The organism is Mycobacterium sp. (genome assembly GCF_019247615.1).
In the GTDB taxonomy this organism is placed as follows: domain Bacteria; phylum Actinomycetota; class Actinomycetes; order Mycobacteriales; family Mycobacteriaceae; genus Mycobacterium.
This window is the reverse complement of record NZ_JAFBAT010000223.1, coordinates 1-11,994: the sequence shown is the minus strand read 5'-3', so window position 1 is coordinate 11,994 and position 11,994 is coordinate 1. Positions and strand designations below refer to the sequence as shown.

12 protein-coding genes and 2 pseudogenes are annotated in these 11,994 nt (G+C 67.2%); 2 read left to right on the top strand and 12 right to left on the bottom strand.

Going from position 1 to position 11,994, the window contains the following annotated elements; all coding sequences use genetic code 11:
• Positions 1–229: pseudogene (locus JO059_RS15430) on the top strand (NAD(P)H nitroreductase); the annotation flags it as partial.
• Between the two features lie 55 nt (positions 230–284).
• Positions 285–719 (top strand): pyridoxamine 5'-phosphate oxidase family protein, encoded by a 435-nt coding sequence (locus tag JO059_RS15425; RefSeq protein WP_293320180.1) that lies wholly within the window; start codon positions 285–287, stop codon positions 717–719.
• Here JO059_RS15425 and JO059_RS15420 read toward each other — a convergent pair.
• The 12 genes and pseudogenes from JO059_RS15420 to JO059_RS15365 form a co-directional block, all read right to left on the bottom strand.
• Positions 661–1,227: a hydrogenase maturation protease gene (locus tag JO059_RS15420; protein ID WP_293320178.1), complete on the bottom strand. Its 567-nt coding sequence runs from the start codon at positions 1,225–1,227 to the stop codon at positions 661–663. The two genes, JO059_RS15425 and JO059_RS15420, sit on opposite strands and share 59 nt — an antisense overlap.
• A gap of 6 nt (positions 1,228–1,233) precedes the next feature.
• Positions 1,234–2,526: a Ni/Fe hydrogenase subunit alpha gene (locus tag JO059_RS15415; protein WP_293320176.1), complete on the bottom strand. Its 1,293-nt coding sequence runs from the start codon at positions 2,524–2,526 to the stop codon at positions 1,234–1,236.
• On the bottom strand, positions 2,523–3,281 hold the full coding sequence (locus JO059_RS15410; protein WP_293320174.1) for an oxidoreductase: 759 nt from the start codon (positions 3,279–3,281) through the stop codon (positions 2,523–2,525). The genes JO059_RS15415 and JO059_RS15410 overlap by 4 nt, the downstream gene beginning before the upstream one ends.
• The gene (locus JO059_RS15405) at positions 3,282–4,112 is read right to left on the bottom strand and encodes an FAD/NAD(P)-binding protein (protein WP_293320172.1); all 831 of its coding nucleotides are present in this window, start codon (positions 4,110–4,112) and stop codon (positions 3,282–3,284) included.
• The gene (locus tag JO059_RS15400) at positions 4,105–5,253 is read right to left on the bottom strand and encodes a 4Fe-4S dicluster domain-containing protein (RefSeq protein ID WP_293320170.1); all 1,149 of its coding nucleotides are present in this window, start codon (positions 5,251–5,253) and stop codon (positions 4,105–4,107) included. The genes JO059_RS15405 and JO059_RS15400 overlap by 8 nt, the downstream gene beginning before the upstream one ends.
• 78 nt (positions 5,254–5,331) lie before the next feature.
• Positions 5,332–6,309 (bottom strand): NAD(P)H nitroreductase, encoded by a 978-nt coding sequence (locus tag JO059_RS15395; RefSeq protein WP_293320168.1) that lies wholly within the window; start codon positions 6,307–6,309, stop codon positions 5,332–5,334.
• Positions 6,310–6,449: 140 nt separating this feature from the next.
• Positions 6,450–6,587: a hypothetical protein gene (locus JO059_RS15390; protein WP_293320166.1), complete on the bottom strand. Its 138-nt coding sequence runs from the start codon at positions 6,585–6,587 to the stop codon at positions 6,450–6,452.
• Between the two features lie 111 nt (positions 6,588–6,698).
• A complete protein-coding gene (locus JO059_RS15385; RefSeq protein WP_293320164.1) occupies positions 6,699–7,886 on the bottom strand; it encodes a cation:proton antiporter in 1,188 nt (395 codons plus the stop codon).
• A 170-nt stretch (positions 7,887–8,056) separates the two neighbouring features.
• Positions 8,057–9,193: an aldose epimerase family protein gene (locus JO059_RS15380; protein ID WP_293320162.1), complete on the bottom strand. Its 1,137-nt coding sequence runs from the start codon at positions 9,191–9,193 to the stop codon at positions 8,057–8,059.
• 149 nt (positions 9,194–9,342) lie between these two features.
• Positions 9,343–10,878, bottom strand: a complete 1,536-nt coding sequence (locus JO059_RS15375) for a bifunctional 3-(3-hydroxy-phenyl)propionate/3-hydroxycinnamic acid hydroxylase (RefSeq protein WP_293320160.1) — start codon at positions 10,876–10,878, stop codon at positions 9,343–9,345.
• Positions 10,875–11,813: a fumarylacetoacetate hydrolase family protein gene (locus tag JO059_RS15370; protein WP_293320158.1), complete on the bottom strand. Its 939-nt coding sequence runs from the start codon at positions 11,811–11,813 to the stop codon at positions 10,875–10,877. The genes JO059_RS15375 and JO059_RS15370 overlap by 4 nt, the downstream gene beginning before the upstream one ends.
• Positions 11,810–11,994 (bottom strand): annotated as a pseudogene (locus JO059_RS15365) (2,3-dihydroxybiphenyl 1,2-dioxygenase); the annotation flags it as partial. The gene JO059_RS15370 and the pseudogene JO059_RS15365, both read right to left, overlap by 4 nt.

Sequence of the window (11,994 nt, the reverse complement as noted above, 5' to 3'; positions counted from 1 at the left end):
CGGCGAAGCGTTGTCGACCGTCTTGCTGGAATGCACGATGGCCTTCATGGCCACGTGCACGCTAACGCATCTGATCGAGCTGGACGAGAGCCGCGAAATCGTTCGCGGCCTGCTCAACGACGGCGGCCAACCGCAGGTGCTGATCCGTGCCGGGATAGCGTCCCTCATGGACGCCGTCGCGCCACCGACGCCGCGGCGGACAACGGGCGACGTGTTGCAGATCCGTTAGCAGGTGCCTTGTTCTAATAGCCTTATCCCTATGACGCACCAAGGAGGGATGGTCGATGTCTGCGACCGATAGCGGTGTCACCATCCTGCCGCTGCATGAATGCTGGGACCTGCTGGGCGGCGCGACGCTGGGGCGGCTCGTCACCAGCGTCGACGGACAACCCGAGATCTTTCCCGTCAACTACGTTGTGCAGCATCGGACCGTACTGTTTCGCACCGCGGAGGGCACCAAGTTGGTCAGCGCCGCGATAAACAACCGCGTGCTGTTCGAGGCCGACGACCATAACGTCGCTGAAGGCTGGAGCGTGATCGTCAAGGGCAGGGCTCGCTCGCTTCGCAGCGATGAGGAGATCGAGGAAGCCGAACACGCACAGCTATTGCCGTGGACGGCCTCGGAGAAGACGCACTACGTGCGGGTGATTCCGGAGACCGTCACGGGCCGTCGCTTCCGTTTTGGTCCACCGGCGCTGGGCAGTCGCGATCGCGCCTGAGCCTCCTGGTCGCCCGCAGTCGGTCCGGCTTTGCTCGCTCAGCGCGGGGGGCACTCGAGCGTTCGATTTCACCGACCGCCATGCGCACCGCTTCCGGCACGGCGCGTGCGACCGCGGGTGTCAGGCCAACGCCGTGGCCGGTGTCGGCAACATCGACGGTGATGACGACGAGGTCGTCGGGGACGCGTCCGAGTACCTTGCCCAATTCCAGGGCGGGGCCGATATCGACGCGGTGGCAACTCAATTTCCCGGGTCCGCAGACCACATCGCTCAGCTGGCAGCGACGGACGCGGCCCGGGGTCGGCGGCGTCGCGGCCGCGCCATCGATCACCACGACCAGGCGGGCACCCGACCACACCTCGAGCAGCTCCGTCGGTTCCGCGATGCCGGTCACCACCCGGACATGCGGCAGCGCAAGCAGATGCAGCGCTGCGGCGGCGGCCGCGCCCACGCCGTCGTCCTTGCGATAGCTGTTGCCGAGGCCGACAACCACGACCTCACCGGTCATCGCTGTTCAATCTCGCTGCACCGTCAGCGTCAAGAAGTGTGCCGAACACGAGATGCAGGGATCGTAGCTGCGGATCAACTGCTCGCACAGGGCCGTCAGCGCGGCATCGTCGAGCGAGAGATTGTCGGAAACGAGGCGGGCCAGGTCGGCTTCGATTGCCGCCTGGTTCTGCGAGGTCGGCGGGATGATCGTGGCCGCGGAAACCAACCCGTCGTCGCCGATCCGGTATCGGTGATACAGGAGGCCGCGCGGCGCCTCGCTGACACCGCGACCGACGCCGGGGCGGGCCGGAACGTCGACGAACGGGCGCGCGGGACGCTCGTACTCGTCGATGATGCGCAGTGCCTCTTCGATAGCGTACACCACTTCAACGGCGCGGACGACGATGCTGCGGAAGGGATTTCGGCACTGGTCCGACAGACCCGCTCGGGCGGCGGCCTGCGCCGCGATCGGCGATAACGTTGACGAATTCAGCGAGAACCGTGCGATCGGCCCGGCCAGATAGCGCTCGCCGTCGAGTGTCGCGTGCAGAGCGGTGGAGTGCGGCACCTGCGCCTCGACGACGTGATCGGCGAAGTCGGCGACCGGGAAGGGCGCGCCGCGGCTGCGCGCGATGGTGCCGTTTTCAATGGGGTACCGTCCCGGTGCCGTGAGCGCGAGGTATTCGTGGTCCAGCTCGAGGTCGGGGAACTCGAAGCCAGCCACCCACTCGACCGTCGCCAACGCGCCGTCCAGCGCCCGCCGCAACTCTTCGGCGATCGGCTTGAACGCCGATCGCGTTGGCACCGAATAGAATCCGCCCAGCCGCACATTGATCGGGTGTATGGCGCGCCCGCCGACGAACTCCATCAGCCGGTTGCCCGCCTTCTTCAGCGACAGGCCGCGCTCGACGGCGCCCGCGTGGTCGCGCGCCATGGCGATGATGTCGGGGCAGCCCAGGAAGTCCGGCGCGTGCAGTAGATAGACATGCAGAACGTGGCTGTGGATCCATTCGCCGCAATACAGCAGGCGGCGCAACGCGACGATCTCCTCGTCCACCCTGACACCGCAGGCGTCTTCGATCGCGTTGCAGGCACTGACCTGGTAAGCGACCGGGCAGATGCCACAGACGCGCGCCGTCAAATCGGGCGGCTCGGTGTGGGCGCGTCCGCGCAGGAACGCTTCGAAAAACCTTGGCGGCTCGTAGATGTTGAGCTCGACGCTTTCCAGCGTCCCGTCCTTGAGCGTGACGTGCAGCGCGCCCTCGCCCTCCACGCGAGTCAGCGTGCCCACGCTCAGCGTGCGGTTGGACGAATTCACTGGTTGCTCCGCTCTGCGGTGAAACTGGCGACATTGAACGTGGAGAACACCCGGTCGACAGCGCCGTCGGACATCCCGTCGCGGCGCAGAAGCGGGATCAACGTCGCGGTTCTCGGCGCCGCCGACGGGCCGAAACAACCGAAGCAGCCGCGATGATGCTGCGGACACAGCGCTCCGCAGCCGGCGTGGGTGACGGGGCCCAGGCACGGAATGCCTTCGGCCACAACGACGCACGTCACTCCGCGGAGTTTGCACTCGGTGCATACGGTCTTAGACGGGATCCGGGGTTTGCGCCCGATCAGCAGGGCGGCCAACGTGTCGAGCAGCTGACCGCGGTCGATCGGGCAGCCCGGCAGCTGGTAATCGACCTTGACATGCGCCGACGCCGGCGTGGAGGTCGCCAGCGTGTCGACGTACTCCGGTTTCGCATACACGACGGATGCGAACTCGGCGACGTCGGCGAAGTTGCGCAGCGCCTGTACCCCGCCCGCGGTGGCGCACGCGCCGATCGTGACCAGCAGCTTGGACTGCTCCCGGATCTCGCGGATGCGCTGCTCGTCGTGGTGGGTGGTGATCGATCCTTCGACCAGTGACACGTCGTATGGGCCGCCGACCATCGCGCTGGAGGCCTCGGCGAAGGTGGCGATCTGCACCTGGTCGGCGAGGGTGAGTAGCTCGTCCTCGCAGTCGAGCAGCGTCAACTGGCAGCCGTCGCAGGAGGCGAACTTCCACACCGCCAAGGTGGTCGGGCTCATCTAAAGCTCCTTGACTGTCAGCAGCGGGCCGGCGACGTCGTAACCGACGACGGGTCCGTCGCGGCACAGCAGCAGCGGGCCCAGCTGGCAATGGCCGCACCAGCCGACTCCGCATTGCATGTTGCGTTCGAGTGAGACGCGAATGTCCTTGGGTGCCAGTCCTTTTGCCACCAGCGCCCCGGCGCCGAAGCGCAGCATCGGCTCGGGCCCGCACAAGAACGCGGTGGTGCGAGCGGAGTCCAGCGTCAGCCGACGCAGCGGCTCGGTGACCAGGCCGACCTCGCCGCGCCAGCCTTGCACGGGAACGTCGACCGTGACGTGCAGTTCGATCTGCGGGTCCTCGGCCCACTTCTCGAGCTGTTTGGCGAAGACGAAGTCCGCCCGGGAGCGGGCGCCGACGATGAGCGTCACCTTCCCGTAGCGCGATCGATCGGCGAGCGAGCCCAACACCGCCGGACGCAGGGGGCACAAGCCCACGCCGCCCGCGACCATGACCAGATCCCGGCCCGTCGCTTCCGCGAGCCCCCAGGTGGTGCCGAACGGGCCCCGCACCCCCACGACGCTGCCGGGTTCGGCGTCACTGAGGGCGCGACTGACCGCCCCGACGGCTCGGATGGTGTGGGTGATCGAGCCGTCGGCGACGGTGGGGTCGCCGCTGATCGAGATCGCCGCCTCGCCAACACCGAAGGCGTAGAGCATCATGAACTCTCCGGGTTGCGGTGTCCGCAGCGGTTCGCCGACGGGCTCGAGGCACAACGTCGCCGAATCCGGGCTTTCCACAACGCGGCTGCGCACCCGGTACGGGACCGGCGCCATCGGGTTGTCACTCATCGGCGGCCATCTTGTTCATCTCCGCGGTGATGTCGATGCCGGTGGGGCACCAGGCTATGCAGCGCCCGCAACCGACGCAGCCCGACATTCCGAACTGGTCGTGCCACGTGCCGAGTTTGTGGGTCAGCCAGTGCCGGTAGCGCGAGGCGCCCGACTGGCGGACACTACCGCCGCCGTGGACGTAGGTGAAATCGAATTCGAAGCACGACGCCCAATGTCGCCAGCGCTCGGCGTGGTCACCGGTGAGGTCGCTGACGTCCTCGGTGGTGGTGCAAAAGCACGTCGGGCACACCATCGTGCAGTTGCCGCAGGTAAGGCAGCGGCCGGCGACCTCTTCCCACTGCGGTGACTCGCGGGACCCGATTAACAGCTGCCGCAGATCGGCGTCCGGCATTCGCCGTCCCATCTTGGCGGCCGCCGCCTCCACATCGGCTCGCGCACAAGCTGTTTCGGCGCTGTCGGCGGCGCGGTGCGGCACCGCGGCGAGCACGTCGGCGCCTTCCTGGCTACCGACGTCGACGACGTAGGACGGCACGTCGCCCGCGATGCGCTCCGTCAGCGCAAGGTCGTAGCCCGGGCCCGCCGCGGGTCCGGTGCCCATCGACGCGCAGAAGCACAGCCCGCCCGGTTCCGTGCAGTTGACGGCGACCACGAAAATCCGCCGTCGACGGTTGACAAAGGCGTTGTCCGGATACTCGGAACGGCCGAGCACCCGGTCGAGGGTGGCGATCGCGGCCAGGTCACATCCGCGGACACCCAGGAAGGCGTACCTCGTTGTCTCGTCGTCGCTTTCGGGGTCACTTTCGGGGTCGCTTGCCCCGTCATGAGTGCCGGCCCACAGTCGCTGTCGCGGGGGATGGAGGAACTGCTTCCACGACTGCGGACCGGCGGAATGCCCGAATGCCGCGTCGTCGTCACGCCGGCGAACCCGATAATGCCCGGGACCGACTTCGACGCCCCAGCCGCGCGGCAGGTCGTCCGCGGAGTCCAGTTGTGCCAGGACGATCGCGTTGTCCCGCATCGTCGGACCGATCACGCGGTAGCCCAGCTCGATCAGCACCTCCACGAGGCGGCGCAATGCTGCGGCGTCGAATACCGCCACATCGCAATCGTTCCCGTATCCGCTCACCGACACATTCATCGGTTCGTCCGGCCACCGTCGCCCACCAGCATGACCGCCGTGAACGGCTCCATCACAGCTTCCTTGCGCCCCAAGGCTTTACTCGTCGGTCCACTCGACGAACTCGGACAGTTCGCGCCGCGGTGTCGCCGGCAGCGGGTCTGCATTGATCGGGGCCCAGCCCAACCGGAGCAGCATTTGTGGGTAGTCCCCGCCGCCGAAGACGTCGGAGCGGACGGACTCGCGGGTGGCGGCGATCTCCAATGGTTCGGTCACCGGGCAGCTGGCCAAACCCACCGAGGTGGCGGTGAGGAGTACGACGCTGGTGGCCTCACCGGCGCGGAGCTGCGCCAGCCGGTCGTCGGTCCGGGTGCCCAGTGCGAGGATGACCGCGTTGTCGTCGCCGGAGGATGATTCCGGTGCCATCGGCAGCCTGGGACCGGCGAAGAACCGGCCCGGTATGCGCGCGTGCGGGTCCGGCGGCGGCGTGTTGCGGGCGGGAACGCCCGCAACGGAGGCGTAGCGCCCACTCCATGCCGTGAGCTCCGCGAGGTACTCGTCGTTCATGTGGTCCCGGACGGATTGGGCGACGATCTCTCGCAGCTTTTCGAGGTCTTCGACCTTGCACAGCGTCACGCCATGTCGCGCCGCGCGCGCGGCCATCAGCGCAATGTCGCCGACCGGCACCGGCCAGGAACTGTAGTGGCGGCGATCGGTACGACGCCGCGGGATGGCCGCGGCCAGCGCTATGTCGACGGGATCGGCTGGGTAGGGCGACAATTCGATCGACGCGATGTGGTCCGGGTCGGCCGGATTCGGCAGCCGGGTCACCTTGGACTGCCACCCGACGGCGGCGAAGGCGACCACGCAGTGGTGCAGCGCCCCTCCGCAGCTCAGGATCAGGTCTCGCCCGTCCGGGTCGATGTTGGGCAGTCGTCGGCTCGGGTCTGCGTACAGGTGCACGCTTGCCGCATCGACTCGCCACCGCCACGGTTGCGAGTTGTGCACCGAAGGAGCCCGCGATGCCAGCGTCAGAACTGTCCGGACGGTGCCGGCATCCGGAAAGTGGACGTTCATGGCTGGTCGTTCCCTTCGGTAAAGCGTCGTCACATTTCTACGATCGCGGAATCGGACCGGTCCGCACGAGGGCACGACGGCTCTTGCCGAAAGGACTTTGTGCCAATTCCTCGGTGGCCATATACGGGGTCGCCTCGGGCCTAGACCTCGGCCGCATCGGCCGCGATGGTCACATCGACCGACAACTGATCGGCGACCGCGTGCGCCGCGGCCCCGTCACCGAGCCGTGCCGCTACCGGCGTGCAGTCGGTCGCTGACGCGGTACAGGGGCATTTCATGTGATCGCGCTACCCACCCCATCTGAGCCTCCTCCCAGCGGCTTAGTGGTCCATCCAACCACCGGTCCGATGGCGTCCATAGGGCCAAACGGAAGTCTCCAAGTCCCCGGCTCAAGGGCCCTTGGTCACATGGCGTGGGTGGGCCGATCCGCTTTCGGCGGCCTGCCTGCGTGTTGCGAGCGTGCCCGCGATGGATGTGCAGGCAATTGTCAGCAGGGCGCCGAACATCAAAGCCGATGCTTCGCCCGGGACCAAAAGGTGTTGTTGGGCGCCGATCGTGGCGGCGGCCACCGGCACGCCGAGTTGCGCTGCCGTGAGCACGGCAAGGGTCAGCGGCTGACCCAGCAGCTTGCCCGCGCAATGCGCCAAGACGGCACCCAGGCCCAGCGCGAGGCCCAACAGAATGAGCCTCGGGTGCGAACCAAGCTCGCGCACCTGCAGCGAAGCGCCGAGCCAGACGAAGAACAACGGGCTGAAGAACCCCTCCGTGATACCGAACAGCTGGCGCGCCAGGCGCCGTGGTTCGCCGATCAAAGCGATCACCAGACCCAGCGCGAAGCCCGCCAGCATGATCGACACATGGGTGCTCACGGCCAGCGCCGCCAGGGCGAACAGGATGAGCAGGTTGATCCGCAATTCCAGCGCGAGACGGTGCTTCTCGGAATAGTCGTGTGCGCGTTGACGCCAGCCCTTGCGGTCGAGGGCGCGCAGAGCCAAGAACAGCACTACCGCGCAGCATGCGATCGCCAGCGCCCCGAGCGCCGCGATCGGCGCCCGCCGTAAGTCGATCACTAACGGCAGCAACACGATGCACGCCGCATCGGCGATGGCGATCTGCACGGTCGCTGAGAGCACTTGCGGGCCGGTTAATCGCAGCGAATCCATCACCGGCAGTGCCACGGCGGCCGACGACGAGGCCAACATTACCGCGTAGAGCGGCCCGTGGTGGGTCCCGAATCCCGCGGCCAGTGCGGCGCCGATCCCCGCCGCGACGGCACCGATCACCAGCACGCGCGCCAATGCCCGGGGCACCGCCGAGCGCAGCGCCGGGTCCCGGACCGGAACATGAGTGCCCACAACGAACATCACCAGCGCGAAGCCGATGTTCGCGAACAACTCAAACGTCGGGTTGGTGTCGTCGACGATGCCGAAACCGGTCCTGCCGATGATGAGCCCCGCGGTCAGCTCACCGATGATCACCGGTATCCGCAGGCGCGGCAGCGCGGCCAGCAGCGGACCGGCGAAACCTGCCGCGGTCAGCAGGGCCAGGGTGTCGAAGCCGAATCCGTGCACTTCCATGCCCCTTCCACGGCGGTGAGCTCACCATGGGTCCTCGATGAACCCAGATTTCGCGGTCAGCACGATGTCATTGTGCAGCGCGGCTCACGATTCGCTCGCGAACGGCGCGCAATGCTGCGCATGCTGCCCTCGGGCCTGCTTGTGGGGCCGGGTAAGGCCGCGCCGGCCACCTAGGCGGTGCCAAAGGCGAAAATGGTTGTCGAGTCGTATGTTTGGCCCGGGTTCAGCGTGGTGGTCGGGAAGCCCGGGTGATGGGGCGAATCCGGGTAATGCTGGGTCTCCATCGTGAATCCCGCGCCCTGCCGGTAGATGTGCCCGCTGGTGCCGGTGAACGCCCCGTCGATGAAGTTGGCGGTGTAGACGTGCACACCGGGTTCGGTCGTGGAGACGGTCAGCGTGCGCCCGGTCTGCGGATCCTCTACCCTCGCCGCCCGGGCCAGGCCAACGTTGTTGCCGCGGTTGATCACCCAGTTATGGTCGTAGCCGTGAGCCAGCAGCAGCTGCGGGTCATTTGCGGTGATCCGCGCGCCGATCGCCGTGGGTGACGTGAAGTCGAACGGTGTGCCCTTCACCGGGGCGATCTGCCCGGTGGGAATCTGGGTTTCGTCGGTCGGAGTGTAGTTGTCGGCGTTGATGGTCAGCTTCTGGCCGTAGATGTCGAGCGCGTCCTCTCCCGCCAGGTTGAAGTAGCTGTGATTGGTCAGGTTGACGATGGTCGGTGCGTCGGTGGCGGCGCGGTAGTTGATGAGCAGTTCGTTGTTCTGGTTCAGGGTGTAGGTGACCGTGACCGTCAGCGTCCCGGGATAGCCCATTTCGCCCGCGGGGCTGACATATTCGAGCTTCAGGGCGACGGTGTCTTTGCCGCTCTGCGGGCTGGCCTGCCACACCTTCGTATCGAAGCCTTCGGTGCCGCCATGCAGGCTGTTGCCGTTGTTGTTGGCGGGCAGCCGATACTCAGCGCCGTTCAACGAGAACGTTCCACGGGCGATCCGGTTGCCGTAGCGGCCGATGATCGCGCCGAAATAGGTCTTGGCGGCTCCCGTGTTGTTCAGGTAGCCGGCGAGGGTGGGGAAGCCGAGCACCACGTTGTCGATGTGTCCGCTTCGATCAGGCACCTCAACCGACTGAATGATGCCGCCGTAGGTCAGGATTCGCACCCGTGTCCCCCGCCCGCTGACGAGCGTGTAGCGGCTCACCGCGGTCCCGTCGACCTGACCGAACGGCTCGCTGCCGATAGATGGCGGCCCCGAGGGCGTCTCCGCGGTGGAGCTCCGCGTGGTGTTGCCGCACGCCGCTAAGCCCGCCACACCGCCAATCGCGATAAGTTGAACTAATCGACCACCGCGCACAGGCGCTCCTCGCACTCGTAACGTCTCACCTCTTGAGAAGCATTACCGCACGTGTGGCCCGTCAGAGGAAGTGATGCCGCCGTGGAGTCGACCAACTCGCGGCCCGTCTAGGCATCGGCGCGGCTGCGCGGGAAGTCGGGCAGGCGGCGGCTGATCTCGCCGACATTCCCGACCGCATACATCACCGTTCCGTCGGGCCGCACGACTGCGGCGATCGCGTGCCCGCGTCGCAGCCAACGGGCGAGTTCGCTGCCGGGTTCGGCAGCGACGACGACGGCGCCCCGGCGGCCCAATTCGTCCCTCTGCTGGGTGGACAGCGACCCGGAAGTCACGACGGCGAACCGTGTCCCGACCACCTCGTCGAATCGTTTGCCCTCCGCCAGAACGGGATTCGGGCACAGCCGCCCGGCCAGCCCGCGGCGACGGCCACGCTTGAGCACCAGTGCGCTGCGGCGAAGCGCCGGCGTCTTGCTGTCGGTGACCTTGTCGCGCACGCCGGGGATCAGGTGCAGCCGCGGCACCAGCATGCGCCGCAAGTGGTTACCCACCTCCCCGCCGGCCGTCATGGTCAGACCCATCGCGAGGGCGAAGCGGATCATGTACGTCGCGTGGGGTTTCCGCTCGTCCTCGTAGCTGTCGAGCACGCTTTCCGGCAGCCAGCCGTTGACCACTGCGGCGAGCTTCCAGCCGAGGTTCATGGCGTCGCGAAGCCCGGCGCACAAGCCCTGGCCGATGAACGGCGGAGTGAGGTGGGCCGCGTCGCCCAGCAGGAAGACGTTGTCGCGGCGCCAGTGGTCGGCCACCTTGGCGCGGAAGGTGTACTCCGCGACCCGGACCAGCTCCATGCATTCCGGCGAGACCCCTTGCACCCACGGCCGGATGAGCGAATACAGCGTCGCAATCGTGCCGAAGTCGTCGACGGTTTCGTCGGCCAGCAGCCGAAACTCCCAGCGATACCTGCTCGGTCCGACCCGCATGAAGGTCCCGGCGCGGTGCGGGTCGCACACCTGGTGCACGCCGTCCCACTGGTTGAGTTCGGCGTCGGTCGTCACATCGACCACAAGCCAGCGCTGTTCGAAGCCCATGTCGCCCATCGTCGCGCCGATCGCCGAACGCACCAGGCTGTTGGCGCCGTCGCATCCGAGCAGATATGACGTCTCGACGCGGTGCCCGGTGCCGGTTTCTCGGTCGGCGTATGTCACCCGCACGCGGTTCGCGTTGAGCTGAACGATGTCGGTAACCTCCGAGTCGCCGCGAAACACCGCGTGCGGGTAGTGCTTGAGGTTCGACCGCAGCAGCGCTTCCAGCTCGGGCTGGTCGAACATGTTGGCCTGGGGGTAGCCGTTGGCGGTTTCGAGTTCTTCGCGGCGAAACTGGCTGAGCACGTTCATGTTCGGGTCCCGCAGCTGCAGTCCCCGCGCGGGACGCGAGATCGCGGCGAACTGGTCGTCGATACCCAGCCGGGCAATGATGCGGCGGACTTCGTCGTCGATGTGCACCGCGCGCGGCTGCGGGTAGACGTTCGCCCAGCGATCGAGCAGCAGGCAGTCGACGCCGTATTGGGCCAGGATCGTCGCGGTCGTGACGCCCACGGGGCCGGCGCCCACGATCACCACCGGGACGAAGTGGGGAATGTCGGTCATGCGAATCTCACGGTGTTGTGCTGGGTGCCGAGGTCGATCTTGCCGTCGTCGGTGGCGACGGTCGCCTCGACGATGTCGCCGTCGTGAAGGTATTTGGGGTTCTTGGCCTGTCCGGCGAAGAACAGCCTCCACTTGACGTCGTCGGGAAGCAGCGACACCAGCTTCTGCACCGGCTTCGGGGGGGCGGACAGGGCCGTCCCCACCGGCGTGCCGGTGAGCACCAGGTCGCCGGGCGACAGCCGCTGGAAGCGGGCGAGGGCTGCGAGCGCCTGGACGGGCCGGTAGATCATGTCGTTCTTGACCGTGCTGTTCTGGCGAAGTTCTTCGTTGACCCGCAGCTGCAGGCGCAAGTCGTCGAAGCGGGCCAGCTCGTCGGCGTCGACCAGGACCAGCGCGGGGCCCACCGGTGTGAAGCTGGGATACGACTTCGATTCGTAGAACTGGGTTTTCGTCAGCTGCACGTCGCGCGCGGATACGTCGTTGGTGACGACCAGCCCGCAGACGTAGTCGGCGAGGTTGTCGGCCGTGATCGTCGTGCCGACCGGCATGTCGCGCCCGATCACCAGACCGATCTCCACCTCGTAGTCGAGGAGCCGCACATGGTCCGGCTTGACGATGTCGTCGTCCGGGCCGCTGACCGATCCCGACGCCTTGCGAAAGAACGTGAGCGGCACGGTCTTTGGGTTCCCGCCCGTGTCCTCGACGTGCGAGGCGTAGTTCGTCATCTGCGCGACAACGCGGCACGGCGCGGTGACCGGTGCCAGCAGATCGAGGCTGGCTACCGCCACGGTATCGGTGCTCAGGGCAGCTCGTTCGATGGCCGCCCGGTCGGCGAGCAGCTGCGCGGTCGTCGACGCCGACGTGTCGATTTTGGCGACGGCGTCGGGCGTGCCGGCCCACCAGGTGTCGGAGGTGCGATAGACGGAAATGCTCATGACCGTGCCACTTTCAGGAGTCCGCGCAGGCGGTTGATGTCGAATTCGTTGTCGCCGCGAACGGCGGTCAGGATCGACCGCAGCTCGCGAACTGCTTCCTTGCCGGGAGCGATCCCGAGGAAATCTTTGGTCGCCGGGGGACCCCACTGGGCCAGACCCGACGCGGTGAACGGTGCCCATC

Excerpts from the sequence above, each read along its gene's own strand:
- JO059_RS15420 (WP_293320178.1), bottom strand. The coding sequence starts at position 1,227 with ATGACCGGTGAGGTCGTGGTTGTCGGCCTCGGCAACAGCTATCGCAAG.
- JO059_RS15400 (WP_293320170.1), bottom strand. The coding sequence starts at position 5,253 with ATGAATGTGTCGGTGAGCGGATACGGGAACGATTGCGATGTGGCGGTA.
- JO059_RS15425 (WP_293320180.1), top strand. The coding sequence starts at position 285 with ATGTCTGCGACCGATAGCGGTGTCACCATCCTGCCGCTGCATGAATGC.
- JO059_RS15390 (WP_293320166.1), bottom strand. The coding sequence starts at position 6,587 with ATGAAATGCCCCTGTACCGCGTCAGCGACCGACTGCACGCCGGTAGCG.
- JO059_RS15385 (WP_293320164.1), bottom strand. The coding sequence starts at position 7,886 with ATGGAAGTGCACGGATTCGGCTTCGACACCCTGGCCCTGCTGACCGCG.
- JO059_RS15395 (WP_293320168.1), bottom strand. The coding sequence starts at position 6,309 with ATGAACGTCCACTTTCCGGATGCCGGCACCGTCCGGACAGTTCTGACG.
- JO059_RS15410 (WP_293320174.1), bottom strand. The coding sequence starts at position 3,281 with ATGAGCCCGACCACCTTGGCGGTGTGGAAGTTCGCCTCCTGCGACGGC.
- JO059_RS15405 (WP_293320172.1), bottom strand. The coding sequence starts at position 4,112 with ATGAGTGACAACCCGATGGCGCCGGTCCCGTACCGGGTGCGCAGCCGC.
- JO059_RS15370 (WP_293320158.1), bottom strand. The coding sequence starts at position 11,813 with ATGAGCATTTCCGTCTATCGCACCTCCGACACCTGGTGGGCCGGCACG.
- JO059_RS15375 (WP_293320160.1), bottom strand. The coding sequence starts at position 10,878 with ATGACCGACATTCCCCACTTCGTCCCGGTGGTGATCGTGGGCGCCGGC.